Genomic DNA, 25,927 nt, shown 5'->3' on the forward strand with positions numbered 1-25,927 from the left:
ATTGGCTACCGTCAAAAATATAGGGAGCGGTTAAAGCTCCACGCAATAACCGCTCCCTGTGAACAATTCATGGCTTGAGACCGCCTTATGCCTCCTTGCGTTTCAGGGTTATCTTATCCACGACCTCACACATCTGCCGCGCCGCCATCTTGGAATAAATCTGTGTGGTGGTAATGTTCTTGTGTCCCAGATAGGCTTGAATGACAGCCATGTCCGTACCCATTTCCACGTGCAGGCTTCCGAATGAGTGCCGTGTGCAGTGAAAGGTTATCTTCTTGGTTATCCCTGCCGCCAAGAGCCACCGTTTCAGCGGTCCTTGCAGCATCTTGTCCTTGAAACCGTCAAAGATAAGCCCCTCGCACCGTTCCCCAAGCAGCCCGTAGGCTTCATCGCTGATGGGGTTGTGTACAATCTGTTTTGTCTTCTGCATACGGGTGGTTACGAACATCTTGCCGTTAGTGTACGGTTGTATCTGTTGCCAAGTGAGTTGCTTGATGTCGCTCTTCCTCAGTCCGGTCAGGCAACCGAAAAGGAACGCCCTTTTCAAGACCTCTTCTTCGCATGGGGTTTCGGCAAGCCTTATCAGTTCCTCTTGGCTCAGATGTTCCCTCATGGTAGGAATGCTCTCGATGCGGTCTAAGAAACCGTTGGGATTCTCCTTTATCTTCCTGTCACGGTAGGCGGTGTGGAGAACGGCACGGAAAGCAGACCAGTACCCTGCTGCGGAATTTATATGCAGCTTTTGGTTGGTATGTATCGACTGCGGAGCTCCAAGCAGATACTCCATGAACTTGCGGCACAAGTCCACGTCCACTTCCTCAAAGGTACATTTGCCGTTCACAAACCGCTCGAAATGTTTATAGACGTGTCGCCACTTGATATTCTTCCTGTCTGCCAATGCCTTGAAGTAGGCAAGGAAATCGCCTTTCAGCCTGGCTTTGTCAAAGAAACCGTTGTTCTCATTGAAGATGGCTTCGTAACGCCGGTTACGCAGTATCTCCGCTTTTTTCATCATGCGTGCGTTGAAATCACGCTCCTGCTGGTTGGCAGGTTTGGCGAAGATGTAGATCCCCAGAGCTTCACGTGTAATCACTTTCATGGTGGTGTTGTCACGGTAGCCCGGATAATAGTCCAGACACAATGAATACTGTGTCCCGTTCTTAATCTTGCGCTTGCGCAAGGTCACTGTCTTGCATTTGCTCATATGGATACTGTTTTAATTGATAATACGTTTGTGGGTGTTTCCCGAACTTTTCGATGGCAAAGAAACAACGTGAAACAACCGTGAGAAACCTCACGGACAATCATTCTGAAATAATTTTCCGGTAATGTAGGTTGTTCACGGTTACTTGTTCCTCTCTGCCATGACACGCTCCACATCGGAGCGCAAAAGCAGGTTCTTTACACCGACCTTTATCTTTTCGATGTGCTTTACCTTGACGATATGGCAGATGTTGGCGGAGGAAAGCCCGTAAATCTGCTTTACCTGTTCCACGGTATAGTAGCGTTCATCATTTACAAGGTCGGTTCTGCGTAGCTCGTCCAGATGGGATTTGGAATAATAGGTGCGCCCGTATTCTCTTTTGGTGGGTATCTTGTGACGATAGACGTATGCCCGGAGTACGGAGGGGTTCATGCCGAACAATTCTTCCGCTTCTTCTGTCAGGAGCCAGTCGGTAATCCTACTTATATCAACTGACACACCGAAAAAATCGTCAATATGCTTCTTGCTGTAATAGTTCTTTCCTGCGATGCGGCAGATGGGGATGCGGTTGCGCTTGGCGGTGGTATAGAGCCAAGACTGCTTGACCTTATAAAGGGTCATCACCTCTTCGCCCGAATAGAAGTCCGGCACCTCATCGGTTTCCTTTTCCCTTTTTTCTTTTTTGGCAGGCAAGGAAGATGGAGCTGGCTTTCTCGATGCGGAGGTACTGCCGGGTAAAACACGATGATACGGGTTGCCCTCCAGCATCCGCTCGATGTCTGCCTTGCGGATAAATGCCATGCGGCTGCTGATACGTGAGGCTTTCAGCTTGCCGAGGGCTACAAGTTTATAAACGTACTGCCGGGAACAGCCCATGAGCGTGGCAGCTTTGGAAAAGGTGAGATACTCCTGATGCTGTATCTCCATGAGTGGTCGGGCGACTTTGAAGAGGTTGTTCTTCTGTACCGTTCTGGCTCGCTTGGCTTCCGCCTGACAAGCCTCGCTGCAATACCTTTGCATACCACTTCGGGTTACAAACGGTTTGCCGCAAAATTGGCATTTCTTGGTTGCTTTCATACTGCTTATCGTTTACGTGTTCATTTCTTCACTCGTATATCTCTGAAATGGTGAACGGGTGTAAACGGAAGTCAACTGTTGTCGCCTTTCTGCACGATGTGATTGTCGCTGCATATCGGGGCGGTTGTTGTCGCTTATCGTAAACGGTTGTAAGCCCTTGTCAACTCCTTGCATGATGTGACAAAAAATAAGCTCCGCAAATTCTCCACGTCAGAAATATGTCTCAAAAATATGTGGAAATTTGGGAAGCATCAAAAAGCATCCGGGAAGTGTTAATTTTTAGAATAGCTTGACAATTAAAGATTTACGATTGGATGTTTCTTGTTATTTTGGGTTGTTATGGCATTCTAAATACTAATAAAGAATATATCTCTATTACAGACGTAAATGTTTATCATGAAAACGTTTATATCTGGGATGGCAGTTCTAAGAAATTATTAATCTACAAGTCCAATGGTGACTTTGTAAGTTCCATATCATCGGATTATGCAGCAGAAGCAATAGCCATCTTGGATGATTCCCAAATTGCTTTTTATGGTGATTACAAACATAATTACAAATTTAAAAATAGAGGGAAATATCCCAACTTATTAACTATCAATCTAAACAATAAGAAAACAAATACCGATTTGTTCTATGAAGAAACCCTATCCACCACCGGTATCACTAGTTTACCTAATAATATTTCCAATAATAAATATCTCATCATGCCTTTAAACGACACGATATATCAAATCTCTTCATCCGGAGTGAAAAGAAAATACGTTATAAATTACCGGCAAAAATACAAAAAAGAAAAAGAGAATTACATAGAAAGATTAAAAAGAGAAAAAGTAACAGTAGACGAAGCAATAGCAATAGCTGGAGAAGGAGCTCAATTTCCTATTACTAATGTTTTCTTCGAGGGAAATAGCTTCTCCTACTTCTTTTACCAGATGGGGTATCATTTTTATTTCGGTTTTTATTACCCGGAATCTCAAACTTATATTGAAGCTTCTGCATACAAGAAAAATCCTATAAAAAATGACATGGATGGTCTCGCTCGGTTTTTACCTCGTACTGTTCATGGAGATTTTTTTTATTGCGCAATGGATCCTTCCGCAATTCTCGAACACACTGAATTGATTCCAATATCTGAAAAGAACAAACTACAGAAACTAAAATCAGAAGACAATCCGGTTATTGTTGCTATGAAAATAAAAAGACAATAGAATTATGTAAAAGATTGGTAGCATTTTTATTATTGTCCTATTGAACTTTTATACATCACTGAATTTCGCTTTTCAAAAAACGATCAACTGAAAAAAGGTGTAGGTATGAAAGAAAATCAAATAAGAAGTATAGCTATGACTACGACCTCTTTATACACCTCTTCAAAGAAAGACATGATCAGTATTAATAAAATAAACCTCTAAAAACAATAGTATGAAACGTAAATTTCTTTATTTAACCATGATACTATTCATGGCATTAATTGCAACTTCTTGCAATAATGGCGAAGAATACGATGAAATAGATGGTATTCTTGAAAATAATGTTGAGATCAAGGAAGTAGCTTGCCATTCCGACTCAAAAAAGGATGAAACGGTTTTGGTTTCTTCTTTTTCTGACCTGAAAAGTTTTCAAGTGGAATATTCCAAATATTCAAATGATTTGCCCTTGATAGATTGGAGTAAACAGACTTTGTTAGTTGCAGAAGTCTATACAAATACATTAATGGACAAATGCAATGTATACGTATATAAAGGAAAAAGCAAGTTTACTTTATCAATAGATGTGCTACGAGAGGAATTAATGTCTATGGCATTCGACGCAAAGGCTTATATCATCGTTTTAAATCAGCCGAATGTCGATACAAAAGATATTAAAATACATTTTAAACCACACGCTAAAAAGGAATAATCGGACTTTATCGTCCGATTTGCCCTCCTTCACCATCGATAAACACAGAGTTTACTCCTTCCTACCAATACAACCTATATCGTGGTTTTTCCTGTTCAGTATCATTTTTCTCTATCTATTTTATGAAAAGAGTATAGTAAACAAGAACAGATAAGTTAAGAAAACACAATAATATTATTTAATTTTGAATAAATGAATCATTTTTTTTTATAATTGCAACATCAAAATTAAAAACTCAAAATCATGAAAAAAATCATCATTCCATTCGTCATTATGCTAATAAGCATAAACGTTTATTTCGTACAACAATCCAATCAAAAAGTAACAGAATCCCAAACAAGACTCAATGATTTTTTTGAATTATCCGCATTTGCTGATGGAGGTGAAGCCGCTCCAGAAGAATATGGCTGTGCAGATAACCCGACCTTTATAAAAAATCAATCTCTACAATCTGCTAACTGTTGGAATGGAGGTACCCACAAAAAGTGTAAAGATGATCCAAGCGTTTGCTGCGATCCGAGTAAAGGAACTGACTGTGGGGGAATCATCAAATTATAAAATTCTAAAAAACTTGGATTCATTAAAAACACTATTTTTGAAGTGAATCCAAGTTTTTTTATTTTATCTAAAATTTAATATACCAAACGCCAATAACAATGAAACATTTATCTTTTATCCTGTGGCTATCCGTTTTATTCATAGGATGTTCCCCCTCTTCCGAGACAAGGCCTAAAGATATAATTGAAATAAATGTACCCTTGCATCAAGAAGATAATATAATTAAATTATCAACAATTATAGATTCAATAGATTACGTGCCATTAGCAACTGATAATGAATATCTTATTGGAAACGTCGATAAACTAATAGTCACTGATGATTCTTTCTATATTATAGATAAAGATATTAGTTTTTCTATTTATTGCTTTAACAAAAAAGGAAAATTCATCAGAAAAATAGGAAATCGGGGCGCTTCCGATAAAGAATATGTTTCTATTACAGACGTAAATATTTATAATGAGAAAATTTATATTTGGGATGGTAGTTCAAGAAAATTATTAATTTATAAATCCAATGGTGATTTTATACGTTCCATATCATCGGATTATGCAGCAGAATCAATAGCTATCTTGAATGATTCTCAAGTTGCTTTTTATGGTGACTACAAACATAATTATAAATTTGAGGATAAAGGAAGATATCCGAACTTATTAACTCTCGATTTAGACAATAGAAAGATAGATACTGATTTATTCTATGAAGAATCACTATCAACTTCCGGCATCACTCGTTTACCTAATAATATCTCCAACAATAAATACTTGATCATGCCTTTAAATGATACGATATATCAAATTTTACCATCAGAAGTAGAAAGAAAATACGTCATAAACTATCGCCATGAATTCAAAAAAGCACAAGAAAATTATATAAAAAGATTGAAAACAGAAAAAGTTACAGTAGATGATGCAATGGCAATGGCTGGTGAAAGCGCTCAATTCCCCATCTTTAATGTTTTTTTCGAAGGAAACAACTTCTCTTACTTTTTTTACCAGATGGGGTACCATATTTATTTTGGTTTTTATTATCCACAATCTCAAATATACGTTGAAGCTTCTGCCAATAAAAAGAATCCCATAGAAAACGATATAGATGGTCTTGCCCGTTTTTTACCATATGCTGTTCATAAAGATTTCCTTTATTGTGTAATGGAACCTTCAGCAATTCTTGAACATGCAGAATGGATTCCAGCATCTCAAAAAGCAAAAGTGAATAAGCTAAAATCAGAGGATAATCCGATCATTGTTGCAATGAAAATGAAAAAACAATAGAACTGCAAAAGATGGACTATGTTCTTACAGCCTCACATAAAAATCCATATTTTTATTTTAGATTCATTTTACAGGTGAAAAATATATTTCTCGTCATACTATTGCTTATTTACTTATGGGGATGCTCACAGCCTATCCCTATAGACAATCAAAACCTTATTATAATAAATGCTCCGGTAAAAAAAGAATCTAATATAAAATTATCCTCACTTGTTGACTCAATATATTATATTCCTTTAGAAACTAAGGATGAATTTCTAATAGGAAACATTGATAAACTTATAGTAACAGACAAAGAAATTTACGTTTTAGATAAAAACATTACTACTGCCACATATTGTTTCGATCAAAAAGGTAAGTTTGTCAGAAAGATAGGAAATAGAGGTGCCTCTGATAAAGAATATATATCAATAACCGACATAAATATTCATAATGGGAAAATGTATATTTGGGACGGAGATGTCAATAAACTACTAATATATAATTCAAATGGGGAATATATTAAGACAATAACATCCAAATATTCAGCTGAGACATTTGCTGTTATTAACGATTCAGAAATAGCTTTTTATGGTGATTATAAACACAACCATCTGTTTTTGGAAAAGGACCAATATCCCAACCTACTATTCCTCAATACCCAAAACAAGGACAGCAAATCAGATCTATTTTTCAGTTCAGAATTATCAACCTCAGGAATTTGGGGATTGCCCAATAATCTAACAAACAACAAAAATTTAATTATTCCATTAAATGACACAATCTATCAAATTTTAGATTCCTTTCATTTAAAGAGAAAATTCGTTATGAATTATGGCGAGAATTATCAAAAAGCTCAAAGAGAATACATAAAAAAACTAAAATCTGAAAATGTGTCTGTTGATGAGGCTATGAATATGTTGGGAGATGGAGCACAATTTCCTGTATTGACAGCCTACTATGAAGGTAGTTATTTTTCCTATTTCTTCTATAGAATTGGGTTTCATGCATTCTTCGGATTTTATTATCCGGAATCTCAAACTTATATTGAAGCTTCTGCATACCAAAAGAGTCCTATAGAAAATGACATGGATGGTCTCGCTCGTTTCTTACCTTATGCAGTCCATAAAAATACTCTTTACAGTATAATGGAGCCTTCTTCAATTATAGGTCACACAGAATTAATTCCCGTATCTGAAAAAGCAAAGTTAGAAAAACTGACTTTAGAAGATAACCCTGTAATCGTTGCCATAAAAATGAAAAAAATTTAAGACCATGAAAAGAATAAGTAGTATTTGCATTATCGTCTTATTAATTCTATTATGTATTAGTGAATTTTCACTTTTCCAGAAAAACAATCACTTACGAAAGTTGGTAAGCACAAAAGAGAATCAAATAGGAAGTTTAGCTATGGACAAAGATTTGCTTTTAAATAATATGCAAATGCAATATGCTAACAATGGATATCAATTAAATGACTTTCTACTGACAAATATCACTGGATCTACTTTAAAACTATCCAATCTACTAGATGATCATTATAAAATTATTTTCAGGTTTTCATATTTACATTGCTCCTCTTGCGTTGAATTTGAACTAAAAAACATTATAGAAATCGCCGAAAGAATGCCTAAAGACAGAATTATCATCATTGCTGAATATGATAATAAAAGAGGATTTTCTGCTTTTACGAAAGCACACAATATCACTTTACCCATTTATTTTTTAAGTGAGAATACCCATGCCGATAACATCCTGCAAGACGAGAATATCCCCTATGTATGTTTGATGGATAAAAAAATGAAAATTGAACATTTGTTTATTCCCATCAAGGAAGTTCCTATTTATTCAGAACGTTATTACCACCACATCATTCAACGATATTTCTAAGAGATTCATCGGATTCTCACTCTATTTGTCTATTTTTGCTGTATGGAAAATGAAGTGAACGAATCTTTTGAGATCCTGCTTGCAGCTTGCCAGACCACAAACGACAATCTGGCAATGGCTTACAAACAGTTACGTGACCTGCTTGAACGATTGTGCCGGGCGCAAATGCAGGATGAAAGCCTTCAGATGACTGACCTCTCAGCACGCATCAGTTTCGTATCTGCACGAGCCGGCCTGACGGTTGTCGAACAAAACCGGCTGCACACTTTCCGGCTGACCTCGAATGCCATTCTTAACCGCAAGGAAGAACCGGTACGCGAAAAACTGCTGCGAGATATCAAGACACTTGCTTTCTTTATACGCAAACTTTATGAAATTGAGATTCCCAGTACGCTCTATCGCCTACTGCCTCGTACCGATGCAACTTATATCGTGGCTCCTCCGGCTAAGAAACAGGTAAAACGAATGCGTGTATGCTATCAATATGCAGACGAACAGTATCTTTATCTTATTCCGGTGGATGCGCTTGCCGATGAGTTTCTCCGGGTACGCTATAACGTTCCTCAAATCAACGAGGAATTTGCGCAGACTTGTGAAATTCTATGGCACCATGCCCAACTCAATTTGCTCGATGTAGCTATTGACGAAGCCGGCATTCTGACCCCTTCGTTCATTGTACTTGAACCGGACTATCTGATCGATATCAGTTCGTTAGCCGAATGCTTCCGCGATTACGGACATCATCCTGCCAACTATGTATTGGCACGCCTCCAGCCCATTGAGAACGCCCGTCCGCTACTTCTGGGAAACATTGCCAACCTTTTTCTTGACGAATGGATTCATGCTGAAGAGGAACCGGACTATAGAGAATGTATGCAGAAAGCTTTCCGCCGTTACCCGATTGAGCTGGCAGCCTGCGCCGACTTACGCGATAAGGAGAAAGAGCGTCAGTTTTTTGACGATTGCAAACTACACTTCGAACATATCCGGGAAGTGGTAAACGACACTTTCCATGCTCCGGGTTACGAATTGGACAAGAGGGACGCTGTGCTTGAACCTTCTTACATCTGTGAAGCACTCGGTCTGCAAGGACGACTGGATTATATGCAACGGGACATGTCGTCCTTCATCGAAATGAAATCCGGAAAAGCAGACGAATACTCTATCCGCAACAAAGTAGAACCGAAAGAAAACAATAAAGTACAGATGCTGCTTTACCAGGCAGTGCTGCAATATTCGATGGGGATGGATCATCACCGGGTAAAGGCTTACCTACTCTATACACGCTATCCCTTACTCTATCCGGCACGTCCGTCGTGGGCAATGGTACGCCGCGTCATCAATCTGCGCAACCGGATCGTATCCGATGAATACGGAATCCAGCTACGAAACAGCGTGGAGTATACTGCTTTAAAACTCCAAGCCATACAGTCCAACGTACTTAATGAACGAGGATTATCCGGCCGTTTCTGGGAACAATATCTCCGCCCTTCCATCGACAACCTATCGCAGAAACTGGGTTCACTCACCTCGTTGGAACGGTCGTACTTCTTCGTACTCTATAATTTCATAACCAAGGAGTTATACACTTCCAAATCTGGAGATGTCGATTATGAAGGCCGCACCGGTGCAGCTGCCTTGTGGCTCTCTACTTTAGCAGAGAAATGCGAAGCCGGAGAAATTCTTTATGACCTGCACATCAAAGAAAACCATGCAGCGGACAAACATAAAGCACATATTCTTCTTTCACAAAAGAAGAGCGAACCTTCGTCTGAAGAGACGAAAACATCCCCGGAAAAAAACAAAATATCATCTCCGGAAAAAAACGAGCCACAAGCCCTGCCTAATTTCCGCCAGGGAGATGCCATTGTTCTCTACGAGCGTAACGGAGATGAGGATAACGCTACTAACAAAATGGTATTCAAAGGCAATATCGAATTCATCACAGAAGAAGAGATAGGTATTCGCCTGCGCTCCACTCAGCGAAACAGTTCCGTACTTCCTCCGGACAGCCTTTACGCAATCGAACACGATACCATGGATACCACTTTCCGAAGCATGTATCAGGGACTGTCAGCTTTTGCTTCAGCAACAAAGGAACGGCGTGATCTATTGTTGGGACAACGTCCGCCCGAGTTTGACTCCGGACTGGACGGACACATTCTTTCCGCCACCGATGACTTCTCCCGGGTGGCTCTGAAAGCACAGGCTGCCAAAGACTATTTCTTACTGGTAGGTCCTCCGGGAACCGGCAAAACTTCGTGTGCCCTGAAGAAAATGGTAGAAACCTTTCATAGGGAAGAACAGGCGCAAATACTTCTACTTTCATATACTAACCGGGCTGTAGATGAAATCTGCAAAGCCCTTTCGTCTATCCACCCGAAAGTCGATTTTATCCGTGTGGGCAACGAACTTTCATGTGATGAAGCCTATCGCGACCACTTGATTGAAAATGAACTATCACACTGCTTCCGCCGGTCCGAAGTAACCGAGCGCATCAGTCACTGCCGTATCTTTGTAGGGACAGTGGCCTCCATTTCCGGTAAGCCCGAACTCTTTCGCCTGAAAAAGTTCGATGTAGCCATCGTGGATGAAGCCACTCAAATTCTGGAGCCTCAACTGTTGGGCATCCTCTGTGCCCGCAGTGAAGATGGAGAAAATGCCATTGGCAAATTTATTCTGATCGGTGACCATAAGCAGCTACCTGCTGTCGTATTGCAAAATACCGGACAATCGGAGATTTATGATGAGGAGCTACGTGCCATCGGACTGAAAAACCTCAAAGACTCTCTCTTTGAGCGCCTCTACCGTACCGCACGTACATCATCAACCGATCTTCTCCCTTCTGTTTCCTCTTCATCACCCAAAGGACATCGCTCCTTCGATATGCTTTGCAAGCAGGGACGGATGCACCCCGAAGTAGCCCTTTTTGCCAACCGTGCTTTTTACGAAGGGCGGTTGATCCCGGTGGGACTTCCCCACCAGGTTGAAACCATAGAAGGAATGTCAAGAATAGTCTTCCTTCCTTCGGAAGCAGAACCACAAGGAGCTTCGGCAAAAGTCAACCACTCGGAAGCGTGTATCACAGCCCGGCTTGCAGCAGACATTTACCGGCAATATGCCGGGACTTTTGAAAGTACACGCACCTTGGGGATCATTACCCCTTACCGAAGCCAGATCGCTTTGATTAAAAAAGAAATTGCCATGTTGGGAATCCCGGAACTGAACTCAATTCTGGTAGATACCGTAGAACGTTTTCAGGGAAGCGAACGAGATGTCATCATCTATTCATTTTGTGTAAACTACCCCTACCAACTTCGCTTCCTCTCTAATCTGACAGAAGAAAATGGAGTCCTTATAGACCGGAAACTAAATGTCGCGCTGACCCGCGCACGCAAGCAAATGTTCATTACAGGAGTGCCCCGACTGCTTGAACAGAATCCAATTTATGACAGTTTGATAAAATTAATAAAACAGCGAGAGGCATTATCTTAATTTTGCAGTCCTTAGCTTTTATTCTTTCTTTCTGAACTTCGTTAACACCTCAGTATATCGCAAACCGCTATATTTGCACTACGTTTTTTTCATAGAGATTTAGATTTAAGGTTAGAAGAATTGTGGAAGTCGTGAGACTTCCCTTTTTTTCATCTTAAAGTTTGCTTTCTTTTTGAGCTAAAGCATAAAAAGAAAGTAAACCCAAAAAGCCGCTTCGTGAGAAGAGGCTTTTTTTATATCCTATCGACAGAAATCACCACAGAGGACACGGAGGACACAGAGTTTTAATTTCTTGCTTAGTATATTAAAGAAAATATTCTCTGTGTCCTCCGTGTCCTCTGTGGTGAATCAAATTCAAAGCAGTATAGAATTATACACTTACGGGATGAACCCTAACGCAATCATTCCTCCCATACCAGATAAGCTGAAACCAGCCAATGGTTCAGTTTATTCCCATCTACAACCTGAGCCTCAGGAATACTGACCGTAAAAGTGTGCTTGCCGGGAGTAAGCGTACCAATAATTGCCTCTTCGGGCACAACGTCCGAACCGGGACACCAATTGGAACGGGAAAGATCCGAAGAAGCCAGCGGCTCTTCCACTTCTTTCTCTGTATACCCCTTTTCACCGATATAAGATGCCAAACGTTTGATCAGCCAAACACCGGTCGCCGGATTGAAACGCCGGAAAGAAGCACAATCATCACGCCAAGGAACAAAGTTGAGCACCTCTTTCCCATCAACAGAAATAATGTTACGCTTTTGCACAAATTCGTCCCCACCGCTATGGCCACCATGTCCGGTCACTATATATTTAAGACGGATATTTTTTGCTCCTTTGGGAACTGTAAAATCAGTAGATACATCCCGACGGGCAAAAATATCAGGATAGCTCTGTCCCATATAATAAACGGTATTCATCAACGGTTCTACATGGCGTTTCGGAAGAGCGTCACAAGTAAGGCGACTTTCTTTCACGTCAATATCCGCACTTACCAGATAACCTTCAGAAGTCCAGGTATCAATATAAATACCGACATAAGCCTCTCCTTCAAGCAAAGGATAAAGATCGGTAATATCTTGCTGCCAGGTAACATTGCTTTCCCACTTGGGGATATAAACCGGACGGCGCTTACTGCTCAGCGAATCATTATTATTGCTGTAGTGCCCCACACCGAATGGAGTCATGAAACGCATCAACTCTACTGTAGGCAAATAGTCTTTTCCGGAAACGATACCTACCATTTTTTCCAGCTTCAAGCTATCTATCGGAGGAAACTTCGCACCATCACGAGCGATTGTCAACAGATTGACAGCTGATGACTTGGGCAACACAAAACAAGAACCCGACTTATCCCAGCGATCACCGTTGGAAGCAAGGGTAATCTTTAGGTTCACCGACACATTTCGTTTGTATGCAGGAAGAGTTATCTTCTTCAGGATGATACGCCCGTTGACCAGATGATATACACCTGACTCATCCGGCCCGTTATAATTATTAGGATACGTATCAGGAGAGAAACGTACATTCACATTCTCAAATACCGGAACGTGAAGGTCGCCTTTGGCAGGCAGGTTCTTATGTCCTCCCGCCCAAAGCTGAACAGAAAGGAATAGAAAAACGAATAAAGAAGTTAATCTGAAATTCATAAAGGTTTATTTTTTTAATTACTTTCAATCACTTGCCCCACTCCACGATAAAGCTTGATAGGACCATCGAGTAACACAGCAATCACAGTGATCTGCTCATCCTGCACACGTTCGGGAATATCGATATAGAGGTTTCCCGGCACCTCACTCCAATAGTTCTTGTTATAAACCTTGTATGGCAACATAGCTCCGTTACCCACTACCCATACACGGTTCACCTTATTGACAAGCCCTTTCACCTCAATCGGTCCGTTTGGCTTATAAGGTAAGTAAAGGTAAAGAATATCGCCTGCTTTATTCAGTGTGGTATACCCTTGAAAATGCTCACATGGAATACCGGCACGCGTCTCGTAGATAGCTTCCTTATGCTTCTTCGTCCAACGTCCGAACTCTTTCAGAACAGCAATCTGTTCAGCAGGAATAGTTCCATCTTCTTTCGGTCCTATATCCAGAAGCAGATTACCACCCATGCTGAGGCAATCGACAAAAGTACGCAGCAGCATGAACGGAGTTTTATAATTGGTATCAGCATGTTGATAGCCCCACGAATCGTTCATGGTCATGCAAAGTTCCCAATATTTATCGGCAGGGCGAACCACAGGAACTCCTTGCTCGGGTGTGGCATAATCGCCATATCCCTGGATACGGGAGTTTACTATAACATTCGGATTAGTGGAACGCAGCAAATTGATGATCCCTTTCGAATCCCAGGCTTCAGCGGTTTGTTCCCAGTCTCCGTCGAACCAATAAAGATCGGGCTTCCAGGTTTTATTCAGTTCAGAAAGCTCTCCGAAATTGAAGTTAACAAACTTAGCCCAACGATCCGGATCGTTTTTGTAACGTACTTCCGTGCGGGTTTTATTAGGATAATCGGGATGCGACCAGTCGAGCAACGAATAGTAAAATCCAAGTTTTAATCCTTGTTTGCGCACCTCCTTCACAAAAGGAGCAATCAGGTCACGCCCGGCAGGAGTGCTTTTCACGGTACTCAAGTCACCCACCTTCGTATCCCAAAGAGCTACACCATCATGATGCTTGGTAGTGATGACGGTGTAACGGGCACCACTTTCCTTAATCAGTTTCACCCATTCCTGAGGATTGTAGGCCGATGCCGTAAATCCTTTCTCCTGAGCCATGTACTCTTCATAAGGAAGGTAATTGTTGAAAAATGACCAGCTCTCAGATACTCCGTTCACAGCATAGATTCCCCAATGAATAAAGATTCCTAACTTGGCCTGGGAGAACCATTCCATTCTTTTCTCTTTCTGAGCAGCCGTTTCCTCAGTAGGAGTCGTTTGGGCGTTCAGCCCAAACCCTAAAATAAACAAGGCAATAAGGGTAATGATCAATCGGTTGTTTTTCATTTTATTTTAATTATGTTTTGTCTCAATTAAGGCAAAGATAAAATTTCTATCTTGAAATACAAAATAAAAGGAAAAACATAAAAATCGAACCGCACATCCTTGCCTATACCACAATCCGGACCGAATCCGGGATCAGCGCCCCGAAGTTTTCATATATTATTTACATTTCAAGCTTCATTAAAGTCTATTTCGTATTGGAAGTACTCCAACGCATCCCAAGAAAGTAAGTCCGGTCTATTTTCAATTCAAACGTAGTTCCTATTTTTTAGTAAGACAAACCGTGTGCGAAAACAACATTTATTGTGTTCGATAACGTATTTATTCTTCCTTTTTATGAATATATCATAAAATAATCTCTGAAAGTATGAAAATAAGTAGCCAATATCATTGGATAACATCAAATAATGCGTATTTTTGGCTCCGAAACAAAACCGGAAAATTTTAAATCAAATAGTATGAATACACTCCAAAACACTGTGGGGAAAATGACAAACTACAGATGGACAATTTGCGCCATGTTATTTTTCGCAACAACAATAAACTACCTCGACCGCCAGGTGCTATCGTTGACCTGGGATGAATTTATCAAGCCCGAGTTTCATTGGGACGAATCACATTACGGCATTATAACTTCTGTGTTTTCCATTGTATATGCCATTTGTATGCTTTTTGCCGGTCGGTTTATCGACTGGATGGGTACTAAGAAAGGCTATCTCTGGGCTATCGGTATATGGTCGGTAGGTGCCTGCATGCATGCATTTTGTGGAGTTGTGACCGAAGAGTATGTAGGTATGCATAGTGCAGCCGAACTGATAGCGGCGACAGGCGATGTAGTGGTAATACTCGCCACTATAAGCATGTATTGTTTTCTGGTTGCACGCTGCATCCTGGCACTTGGTGAGGCGGGTAACTTTCCGGCTGCCATTAAAGTAACGGCCGAATATTTCCCGAAAAAGGATCGGGCGTATGCCACTTCCATTTTCAATGCCGGTGCCTCTATCGGCGCTCTGATTGCTCCTTTAAGCATTCCATTACTGGCCAAAGCCTGGGGATGGGAAATGGCGTTTGTTATCATCGGTGCCCTCGGTTTCATATGGATGGGGTTCTGGGTATTCATGTATACAGCTCCTTCTAAAAGCAGATTCGTAAACAAAACAGAACTCGAATATATCGAACAAGACAAACAGGAGAACGGAACAATACCCGCAAAAGAAGATAAGGAAAAGAAAGGCATGACTTTCCGGCAATGTTTTATGTATAAACAAACCTGGGCTTTTGCATTCGGCAAGTTCATGACGGATGGAGTATGGTGGTTTTTCCTCTTCTGGACACCCTCCTACCTGAGCACTCAATTTGATATAAAAACCTCCGAAGGATTGGGTCGGGCACTGATTTTCACTCTTTACGCAATTACAATGCTGTCCATCTATGGTGGAAAGATTCCCACGATTATCATTAATAAAACGGGACTAAACCCGTATGCAGCCCGCATGAGAGCTATGCTGATTTTCGCCTTCTTCCCTCTGTTGGTACTACTCGCCCAACCACTGGGAACCATCTCCCCCTGGCTTCCGGTTATCATGATCGGTATCGGAGGTGCTGCCCATCAATCCTGGTCCGCCAATATATTTTCTACTGTAGGTGATATGTTCCCCAAAAGCGCTATCGCCAGCATTACCGGTATCGGCGGCATGGCAGGTGGAGTGGGTTCGATGATTCTCCAATATTCAGCCGGTAAGCTGTTTGTACATGCAGATATAACTCAAATGGTATTTATGGGCTTCGTCGGTAAACCGGCCGGGTACTTTATAATTTTCTGCATCTGTTCGGTAGCCTACCTCGTTGGATGGATTGTGATGAAGGCATTGGTTCCCAAGTATAAACCCATCATATTGGATTAAAACAAGCACATAGCAGACTGAAATAAAGAGTTAATTCTTCGTTCCTGAACAGGGGGTGAAGAATTAACTCTTTATTTACTTTCCATGTATTTTGAAGGAGGTACACCAAACTGTTCCGTAAAGTGCTTTCTCAACGTCCGGGCATCGCTGAATCCTACCATTTCGGAGATTTCCTGAATGGAATAACGATTCTCCATAATCAATGAAGCAGCTTTACTTACCCGTATACTCCGGATCATATCGACTACAGATAACTCACTGCGCTGCTTTACCTTCCGGTACAAAGTAGGCTGGCTCATGTGAAGTTGCTCGGCCAGCATCTTGACATTAAAATTATCATCAGACAGATTCTTCTCAATCACATTAATAAGTTTCTGCATAAATACGTCATCTGCCTCTTCATCTTCAGCCGGCTCCTGCTTCAACATCAAAGCTTTGGTATAAATCCGTTTCAAGCGTTCGCGTTGAAGAATCAGATTCTCCACTTTCGCTTTCAACACTTCCGGATTGAAAGGCTTCATCATATAGTCGTCCGCCCCGCTACGAGAACCTTGCAGTACATCTGCATCTTCTGCCCTGGCTGTCAACATCAGGATAGGAATATGGGCTGTCTCTTGTCGTTCGCGTATCTCCCGGCAACAAGCAAATCCGTCTTTGACTGGCATCATCACGTCCGAAATAATTAAATCGGGAATTTCTTTTGTGGCAACTTGAATACCTTCTTCACCATCGGCAGCCTCAAGTACCGTGTATTTTGCTACAAACAAGGAACGGATATACTGACGTACATCTACATTGTCTTCAATAATCAGAAGCGTTTTTTTAGTGACCGGCACCTCCCCTTCTGTGTTTTCCTGTACGGACAAGGGTTGAAATTGCGGCTCCATTTCATGTTTATGATAATCTACCACTTCGTATAAGTCACCGATAAAATGAGATTTACCTTCCGGTATCAATAGAACAAACGTAGAACCTTTCCCAGGTTCACTGTCAAGAGTGACTTGTCCATGATGCAGATCTATCGTATTTTTCACAATCCGCAATCCAATACCGACTTTGGTTGAAAAAGCCGGTGAATTATCGCCGGTGATGAAAGAATCAAAAATACGTTTTTGCAATTCATCCGGAATTCCCGTTCCCGTATCTGATACTGTTATCCGGCAAAAGCCCTTTCCATCCCGCTCCATGCGGGTCAGAGAAAGCAAAACTTCTCCGTTTGGCGAAGTATATTTAAAAGCATTGGATAACAGGTTACTGACTGATGAAGTTATTTTCTCCGTATCAATCCACAGATAAACAGGATCATCCGGGAGCTGTACATTGAACGTAACCCCATTCACTCCTGCCATTTGGCGGAATGACTCAGCTACCTCCTTTACTAATCCTACAATATCCGCCTCTGATAAACGGAGTTTCACCATTCCGGCTTCTATTTTCTGTACATAGAGTAATTGATCGACCAGCGTATGCAGAGAAGCTCCGTTTTTATACATGGTATATAGTTTGCTATATAACGGATCGGAGGCTTTAATATACTGCAACAGCTCTTGTAGAGGTGAGAGAATCAAAGTCAATGGAGTACGCAATTCATGTGCGGCACTTGTAAAAAAGTTCTCGCGCTCCATCCTGATCTGCCGCTCCTTTTCACGCTCCAGATTTACCGTCAATAGTTCATGCTCCATTCGCATCTCATGTTCCATGCGCCTCTGACGAAGTTTAACCAAACGGATCAAATAAGCCACTATTCCAACTAATAATAAGAGAATTAATAATCGGAAAGGCAATGTACGACTCCAATGTGGCAAAATATGTATCTGGAGCAAAGTCACCTTTCCATTCCTTCCGTCAGGATAGATACTTTTCACCTCAAATGTATAATCTCCCTCTGGCAAATTTGTATAAGCCGCTTTCTCTCCATCGTTAGAAACCAACCATTGCGTCTGATAAGGCAATAAGCGATAGTTATATTTCTGCTGCTCTTCAGCATAAGAAAGATTATTAAAAGTCAAAGCGAAATCACGATTCTCATTGTTTAAAGTAACCGAACCTGTATATGAAATACCCGCTGCCAATATCATTTGCCCGTTTATCTTATCACCGATCCCAACAGGACGGCTGTCCACCTCAAGTCCGGTAATTAGAACCTGATCATCGGCCAGATGAACATCCACATCATCCGGATTAAAATAGGTAAGCGACTTATTATTGCCAAAAAATAACGTTTTATCGGCGAGCAACGCAGAACGGTTACTACCACTGATATAATAATTATAGAAAAGATGTTGATGCCGGCTGTAACGAGAAACGCCCGAATTACTTCCCAGCCAAATATGTCCTCGGTGGTCTTCGACCAGACATCCGATGAAATTACTGCACAATCCATTTCGAGTCGTATAGTATTCTCGTATCGCATCTGTCTTAGGTGAAAGAATGGCAAAACCATCCATATAGCCCACATATATATTACCATCGGAAGAAACCAATAAAGAACGAACTGAGCTATTTTGTATATTCGCAGCCTTTTCATAACCAGTCTTTATACTTATCTCACCTTTCGAATCAACTCTCAGTTTACAGACTCCCACGTTGCTTGTGCCCAACCAGATCACCCCATCCTTCGTCCCAACAATAGCCCGCACATAAACTTGGGTAGATTCTTTAAAGGCCCTTTCAATCGGGACTTTTTGGGAGACTCCGGAATCAGTGTCTAACTTCCAGACTCCATTATTGGTACCTATCCATAAACATCGGTCAGCGTCCATATACAATGCCCATACAGCGGCCGTATTAACCCTCCCCTTGTCTTGTAAAAACTGCAACCGAAACTCTCCGGTCGCTTCATCATAAAGAGTCAATGTTCCATCACTGTTCCCAAACCAGAGCGAGTTTTTATCGTCCTTCATAGCACAAAGGACAGTGTTTCTTTTCCGCACATCAGGAGTGCCAACAGTAGTAAAGTTCATTCGTCTTGCCGATTGAAAAGGCTGCTCACTTTTCATAATACCCTGATGGAAAGTAGCCATCCAAACGTATTTTCTGCCATCCATAACAATACCACAAACTTCATTATGCCTTTCCTGATGAAACTGGTTGTAAAACTGTGACCGCAAATCAGAATACATCACTCCACCCCCATTCGTACCTATCCAGACAATGCCATTGGGATCATAATACGCTGATATCATTCTTGTTTCCAAACTCCGGTGAAGTTGCGAAGCTGTATTATTGTATATTTCAGTAGTCATCTTTTCCGGGTTATCTTTATCTTGTAATAATAAGGTATACCCATTCCAAGTTACAGCTAAATAACGATCGTTTTTAATGGGAATAACCCGAAAAACATCAGTATGTGAAAGACTGTTATCCTTATTGTTTTCCTGATAGGTAATCCTGTCTGTATGTCCGGAAGTAACATGATAACGTAAGATGCCCTGCCCGACAGTAGAAATCCAGACGACTCCTTTATCATATAATACGGAAGTTACATCCCAAACTTTATTTTCCCATAAAGACACCTTTTTAGACTGCTCCAAAGATTCAGGGCGAAACAAAATTAAAGTTCCCCGTCCCGTAATTAAGCATAGAGTTTTATGGTTATCAGCATAACACATTGCATAAAAACCATCAGTAGAATCAATCAGGTCTTTATATTGTTTCTCACATTCCAATTTTATCTGGACGACTTCTCCCTTCTCATTCTTAACCTCTTTTTTTGTATATAAATATAATGTATGCCCTGAAAACGCCCAAAAAGAGTTGTCATCTGCAGGCATGATGTGAGGGATACATACACGACTATAATCTGCTGCGTAAACAACCGGTATAAATGTCTCTGTTGTCCGGTTAAAACAATATAAAATATTTCCGGCAATAATACCCAAATATTGATCGGACATTTCTACGATCTCGGAAACATGCATATATGCTTGTGAAGGAGAGAAATTCTTTATTGACTTACCATCATAACGGCTCAAACCATTATTAGTCCCGAACCACATAAACCCATCCCCATCTTTATAAATCGAGGAAATGGTATTATCTGCCAATCCATCTTGCATAGTTAGCAGACGAATATCTTTATCAAAAAAAGCATAACCGGAAACAATCGGGTAACTACATACAAACAGAATCAGTAAAAAGAGATTTAGCTGCTTCATCATAATATCAATTTACTGCAAATAAACAAAATAAAGACTAAACATACAAAAGAGATTTGAAAAAAACACGCCATTGAATTAAACGTGTATGCTGAATGATATAAGCGTGTCCCCCCGCAATCTGGCAATCCCAGTAAATTTGCCATGTAATTAAACCTTATGTATAACTTTAAATAAGAAACGAATGAAAAAAATTTCAATCTTATTCATGTTGCTGCTCGGCATCACTTCATTGCATGCACAGCAATTCAACATTACGGGTACTGTGATTGACAAAAAGCTCAATGAGCCAATCATCGGTGCCACTGTTCAAGTAAAAGGGACAAACAACGGAACCGTCACAAATCTGGATGGTGAGTTCGCCCTAAAAAATGTTGCAAAAGGAAGTGTATTAAACGTGTCTTATATAGGATACGTAACTCAGTCAATTTCCCTCAATGGTGCCCAAACATCTTTCAGGATTGAATTAAGTGAGGATTCAAAAACACTTGATGAAGTAGTGGTAGTCGGTTTTGGTACCCAAAAGAAAGTAAACTTAACCGGAGCCGTTGCCAGTGTAGATACCAAAGCACTGGCTTCACGCCCGGTATCACAGGTGGGACAAGCTCTGCAAGGAGTAGTTCCGGGATTAAACCTGTCCACCCCTGATTTAGGAGGACAGTTGGGACAAACAATGAACGTAAACATCCGTGGAACAGGTACTATTGGTAAAGGATCAAGTGCCTCACCACTTATCTTGATCGACGGAATGGAAGGTAACATGAACAATCTGAATCCGGAAGATATTGAAAACATCTCTGTACTAAAAGATGCCGCTTCTTCTTCCATTTATGGATCACGTGCCGCATTCGGTGTTATCCTGATCACCACTAAAAAGGGTAAAGCGGGTAAAATGCAGGTAAACTACAACAACAGTTTCCGCTATTCCGGACCAACTAATCTTCCTAACCAAATCGATTCGTATCGCTTTGCCAATTATTTCAATGAAGCATCTATCAACCAAGGTGGTAGTGCAATATTTGATGAAGAGACCATAGACCGTATCCAGAAGTATATGGCAGGTGAAATTACAACAACTACCATAGCTAACGGCAACAATTGGCATTTCCACGAGAAAGCCAATGATAACGTAAACTGGTGGAAAAAGCATTTTCAATGGGCCTGGTCAAATGAACACAATATCAGCCTGAACGGAGGTACAGAAAAATTGCAATACTACGTTTCGGGCAGTTACCTGAATCAGGACGGTAACCTCCGTTACGGTAACGATAATTACAAACGCTATAATGCAACGGCAAAAGTAAATGCGCAAATTAATAAATACGTAGACTTCAACATAAACACCAAATTCGTTCGTTTTGATCTTGACAATCCTATTTACCTTGAAGAAGGTGGACTCCTTTATCATGATATTGCCCGCATGTGGCCTATGATGCCTTTTAAAGACCCGAACGGCTATTATATGAGGAATGGTAAACTCAGCCAATTGACTGACGGCGGACGTGCCAAAACACACAATGACAATATTTACCTTCAGGGACAATTGGTGATTCACCCTATGAAAGGTTGGAATATCTATGCAGAAGCAGGAATGCGGGTTATCAACCAAAATAAACAAACAAACCTAAACCCCATCTACGAGCACGATGTAAACGGTAACCCGTTGGCATTGGCTTTCAGCGGCAGTTATTCTCCAGGATCCTCATTCGCACGCTCAGCCTACCAAAATAGCAATTTTTACACAACAAGTGTATATACTGATTACACATTACAAATAAAAGACCATTACTTCAAGGCATTGGTCGGAATGAATACCGAAGAATATATTTATCGCGAACTCGCAGCCCAGCGTCCTGATGTAATCAGCAGTCTTGTTCCGGAAATCAGTGCAGCGACAGGAGAAGACAAGATTAATAGTTCCAAATACAATGACTGGTCCACAGCCGGATTCTTCGGACGCCTCAACTATGCTTATAAAGACCGTTATATGGCTGAAGTAAATGTTCGTTACGACGGTTCTTCCCGCTTCTTGAGAGATCAGCGCTGGAACGTATTTCCTTCTTTCTCTTTAGGATGGAATGTAGCCCGTGAATCATTCTTTGAACCAATCAACGATATTATTGGCACACTGAAACCTCGTGTTTCATGGGGTATGTTAGGTAACCAGAACACAGACTCTTACTATCCGTTCTATCTGACACAAAGTGTAACAGCCAACGGTGGCAACTGGTTAATGGACGGCAGCAGACCAACAACAGCCGGAGTTCCCGGAATGGTCAGTAGCACACTTACATGGGAGAAAATCTATAATACCAATTTCGGTATCGATCTCGGCATGTTCAACAATCGTCTGAACATGACTTTTGAATACTTCATCCGCAGAACCAAAGATATGGTAGGACCGGCAGCCGAAGTAGGTGCTATTTTAGGAACTTCACTACCCAACACCAACAATGCTGAATTAAAAAATAAGGGATGGGAACTACAGGCTAACTGGAGAGATAATATCGGAAAAGTAAACTATAATGTAGGATTCAATCTTTCTGACAACCGTGCCAAAGTCATTTCATATCCTAACGCTTCTAAAGCTCTGTGGGATGCAAACGGCAACGCCCTTTATTACAATGGAATGACTATCGGAGAGATATGGGGATACGAAACCGAAGGTATTGCCCATACAGATGCTCAAATGACGGAATGGCTGGCTAACAATGACCAAAGTAAGATAGGTTCTGCCTGGGGAGCAGGTGATATTATGTACCGGGACCTCAATGGCGATGGTGTAGTAGACAAAGGAAATAGTACAGCAACAGATCATGGTGATTTAAAGAAAATCGGGAACAGTACTCCCCGCTTTCGTTTCGGATTGAGCTTAGGAGCTGACTGGAAAGGCTTTGATGTCCAGATGTTCTTCCAAGGTGTCATGAAACGTGATCTTTGGTTGAGCGGTCCGATGTTCTGGGGAGCAGACGGTGGCGAGTGGCAATCTGTAGGTTTCGACGAACATCTCGATTATTTCCGTCCTGAAAACACAACTTCTATATTCGGAGCAAATGTCGATTCATACTATCCCAAAGCATATCTGGGTGATAAAGGAAACAAAAACAAGCAGACTCAAACACGCTATTTGCAGAACGGTGCTTATATGCGTATGAAAAATCTGCAAATCGGATATACATTCCCCAAAGCCTGGATGAATAAAGCAAAAATTGAAAAGCTCCGTGTTTATGTCAGCGGTGAGAACTTATTTACAATTAGTGGTATTGCCGATATGTTCGACCCTGAAGCAACTGCCGGTAACGGATTCAGTAACGGAAAGACCTACCCATTGTCAAAGACTATTTCATTTGGTTTAAATATAACTCTTTAAAAAGCAAGTATAATGAAAAAGAATCTATTATATATTTTTAGTTTAGCAAGTGTTTTATGCTCTTGCAATGATTTTCTCGATAAAGAGCCATTGGATGCCGTACCTACCGACAAATATCTGTTGGCAGAAAGTGATTTGGCGGCTTATTCGGCTAATTTGTATGACCAACTTCCATCCCACACTCCGGGACAATACAGTATGGGAGTATTTGCTACTGATAACAACAGTGATAACCAAGCTGCAAGTAACCCCAACAGTTCGTTTGTAAAAGGAGAAACTCGTGTAGCTCAAAGTGGTGGCGCCTGGGATTTCGGTAAAATTCGAAATGTAAATTACTTCATCAACAAAGTACGCCCTCGCCTGGAAGCTGGCGAACTAAGTGGAACGGAAGCTAATAACATGCATTATCTGGGAGAGATGTATTTCTTCCGTGCTTACATTTATTACACCAAGTTAGTTGCTCTCGGAGACTTCCCTATCCTAAAACAATGGATTTCGGAAGACTATGAAACGGTCAGGGAAGCAAGTAAACGTCGCCCGCGTAATGAAGTGGCACGCTTCATTTTACAAGATCTGGATTCTGCTTACTATTACATGAAAACAACTGCTCCTATGAGTAACCGTCTAAACAAAGATTGTGCTGCTTTATTGAAAAGCCGTGTAGCTCTCTTCGAAGGCACTTGGGAAAAGTATCATAAAGGAACTGCCCGCGTTCCGGGAGGCCCGGGATGGCCCGGAGCAGAAAAGGATTATCTGAAGGATTTCACGATTGACATCGATTCTGAAATCAAATTCTTCTTGACAGAGGCAAAAGAAGCCGCCCAAATTGTTGCAGATAAGTATCCGTTGTTCAATGATTATCCGTCACTATTCAACAGCCAATCATTAAGCAATGCTTCGGAAGTATTACTGTGGAGAGCTTATGATGCCAGCCTGACTCCTTCTGTGAATCACTTCGTAGTAGGATATATTCAGCGTAATGGAGGAGGTAACACCGGATGGACACGCAGTATGATGCAAACTTACCTGATGGAAAACGGATTACCTATTTATGCCGGCAATTCCGGTTATCAAGGAGATAAATCTTATGAAGCAGTTGCAACCGACCGTGACCCACGTCTGACATACAATACTTTATTACCTGGTGATCTATTATCAGAAGGAGGCAGCAATATCGAATATCTGGTCAAAGGATATGGCTATTATTACCGTGCACCAATTGTACTTGGACAGAATGAAAACAAATGTCCTACCGGCTATTCTGTAAAAAAAGGACTGACAACAGATGCTGCACAAGGTCCGACTCTGCCTTCAACTACAGCATGCGTTGTATTCCGGGCTGCAGAAGCATACCTGAATTATATGGAAGCAGATTATGAACTGAATAACTCACTCGATGCCAACAGTGATAAATACTGGAAAGCCCTCCGCAGCCGCGCAGGAATGGATACCGATTATCAGAAAACAATCAATGCGACAGATTTGAGTAAGGAACTGGACTTTGCCCGCTATTCCGGTTCAGAGTTCGTATCAAACACTCTGTATAACATCCGTCGGGAACGCCGTATTGAGTTTGCAGCCGAAGGGCTTCGTCTGAACGATTTGAAACGCTGGCGCGCACTGGATATGATGCAAAATTATCATATTGAAGGATTCGATTTGTGGAGCGAAAACTATCAACGCTACACAACTCCCAATCCGGCACCAACAGCAGACGTCACTCTCTCTGTTATTAACCTGATAGAATCAGGGAACGCCAATGCCAATGTATCAGCAAAATCAGAAAGCCAGTACCTGCGTCCTTACCGGATTAATACAAATAACATAGCCTATAACGGCTATAACTGGAACCAGAATAAATACCTGAATCCGATAGCCTTCGATCACTTCCGTCTGACAACAGCAGAAGAAGGGTCTACAGACTATACCACCTCCACAATTTATCAAAATCCGGGATGGAAGATAGAAACCAGCAGTCTCCCCGATGGAGATTAGTTTTCAGTAGATTAGATATCCGATAACCAACAGGACCTCCTCAAAAAAAGTGCGGGGAGGTCTTGTTTCTTTCACCAAAAATTGTATTTTTATAGAAAAGATGTAACTTTAC

General features: G+C 41.2%; 15 protein-coding genes. 10 read left to right on the top strand and 5 right to left on the bottom strand.

Going from position 1 to position 25,927, the window contains the following annotated elements:
• Positions 1 to 85: 85 nt before the first annotated feature.
• Together KO473_RS11810 and KO473_RS11815 are read right to left on the bottom strand one after the other, a co-directional pair.
• On the bottom strand, positions 86 to 1,204 hold the full coding sequence (locus KO473_RS11810) for a site-specific integrase (protein ID WP_118214557.1): 1,119 nt from the start codon (positions 1,202 to 1,204) through the stop codon (positions 86 to 88).
• Positions 1,205 to 1,345: 141 nt separating this feature from the next.
• A complete protein-coding gene (locus KO473_RS11815) occupies positions 1,346 to 2,281 on the bottom strand; it encodes a helix-turn-helix domain-containing protein (protein WP_118214558.1) in 936 nt (311 codons plus the stop codon).
• A gap of 314 nt (positions 2,282 to 2,595) precedes the next feature.
• On the opposite strand from KO473_RS11815, the gene KO473_RS11820 reads away from it, so the two are divergent.
• The 7 genes from KO473_RS11820 to KO473_RS11850 all read left to right on the top strand — a co-directional run bounded on the left by KO473_RS11820 (position 2,596) and on the right by KO473_RS11850 (position 11,379).
• Positions 2,596 to 3,492 carry a 6-bladed beta-propeller gene (locus tag KO473_RS11820; protein WP_250716467.1) on the top strand — a complete coding sequence of 299 codons (897 nt, stop codon included), beginning with the start codon at positions 2,596 to 2,598 and terminating at the stop codon, positions 3,490 to 3,492.
• Between the two features lie 214 nt (positions 3,493 to 3,706).
• The gene (locus KO473_RS11825) at positions 3,707 to 4,183 is read left to right on the top strand and encodes a hypothetical protein (RefSeq protein WP_005818479.1); all 477 of its coding nucleotides are present in this window, start codon (positions 3,707 to 3,709) and stop codon (positions 4,181 to 4,183) included.
• A 243-nt stretch (positions 4,184 to 4,426) separates the two neighbouring features.
• Complete coding sequence (locus KO473_RS11830; protein ID WP_005818476.1) at positions 4,427 to 4,741, top strand: hypothetical protein; 315 nt, start codon at positions 4,427 to 4,429, stop codon at positions 4,739 to 4,741.
• A gap of 98 nt (positions 4,742 to 4,839) precedes the next feature.
• A complete protein-coding gene (locus KO473_RS11835) occupies positions 4,840 to 6,015 on the top strand; it encodes a 6-bladed beta-propeller (RefSeq protein ID WP_005818474.1) in 1,176 nt (391 codons plus the stop codon).
• 11 nt (positions 6,016 to 6,026) lie between these two features.
• Positions 6,027 to 7,265 (top strand): 6-bladed beta-propeller, encoded by a 1,239-nt coding sequence (locus KO473_RS11840; RefSeq protein WP_005818472.1) that lies wholly within the window; start codon positions 6,027 to 6,029, stop codon positions 7,263 to 7,265.
• A 4-nt stretch (positions 7,266 to 7,269) separates the two neighbouring features.
• Positions 7,270 to 7,884: a hypothetical protein gene (locus KO473_RS11845; RefSeq protein ID WP_005818470.1), complete on the top strand. Its 615-nt coding sequence runs from the start codon at positions 7,270 to 7,272 to the stop codon at positions 7,882 to 7,884.
• Positions 7,885 to 7,926: 42 nt separating this feature from the next.
• A complete protein-coding gene (locus tag KO473_RS11850; protein WP_216035119.1) occupies positions 7,927 to 11,379 on the top strand; it encodes an AAA domain-containing protein in 3,453 nt (1,150 codons plus the stop codon).
• Positions 11,380 to 11,780: 401 nt separating this feature from the next.
• On the opposite strand, the gene KO473_RS11855 is transcribed toward KO473_RS11850, so the two are convergent.
• Positions 11,781 to 13,028 carry a PNGase F N-terminal domain-containing protein gene (locus KO473_RS11855; protein ID WP_122130227.1) on the bottom strand — a complete coding sequence of 416 codons (1,248 nt, stop codon included), beginning with the start codon at positions 13,026 to 13,028 and terminating at the stop codon, positions 11,781 to 11,783.
• Positions 13,029 to 13,042: 14 nt separating this feature from the next.
• Positions 13,043 to 14,392: an alpha-L-fucosidase gene (locus KO473_RS11860; RefSeq protein ID WP_005818464.1), complete on the bottom strand. Its 1,350-nt coding sequence runs from the start codon at positions 14,390 to 14,392 to the stop codon at positions 13,043 to 13,045.
• A gap of 455 nt (positions 14,393 to 14,847) precedes the next feature.
• Here KO473_RS11860 and KO473_RS11865 point away from each other — a divergent pair, with 455 nt between their 5' ends.
• Positions 14,848 to 16,293 carry an MFS transporter gene (locus tag KO473_RS11865; RefSeq protein WP_032537435.1) on the top strand — a complete coding sequence of 482 codons (1,446 nt, stop codon included), beginning with the start codon at positions 14,848 to 14,850 and terminating at the stop codon, positions 16,291 to 16,293.
• A 71-nt stretch (positions 16,294 to 16,364) separates the two neighbouring features.
• Here KO473_RS11865 and KO473_RS11870 read toward each other — a convergent pair whose 3' ends face one another.
• Positions 16,365 to 20,450: a two-component regulator propeller domain-containing protein gene (locus KO473_RS11870; RefSeq protein WP_005818460.1), complete on the bottom strand. Its 4,086-nt coding sequence runs from the start codon at positions 20,448 to 20,450 to the stop codon at positions 16,365 to 16,367.
• A gap of 184 nt (positions 20,451 to 20,634) precedes the next feature.
• On the opposite strand from KO473_RS11870, the gene KO473_RS11875 reads away from it, so the two are divergent.
• Entirely contained in the window at positions 20,635 to 23,820 is a 3,186-nt protein-coding gene (locus KO473_RS11875) for a TonB-dependent receptor (protein ID WP_005810229.1), read from the top strand.
• A gap of 12 nt (positions 23,821 to 23,832) precedes the next feature.
• The gene (locus tag KO473_RS11880) at positions 23,833 to 25,815 is read left to right on the top strand and encodes a RagB/SusD family nutrient uptake outer membrane protein (RefSeq protein WP_005775605.1); all 1,983 of its coding nucleotides are present in this window, start codon (positions 23,833 to 23,835) and stop codon (positions 25,813 to 25,815) included.
• Positions 25,816 to 25,927: the final 112 nt, after the last annotated feature.

This window comes from Bacteroides sp. HF-4919 (assembly GCF_018860125.1).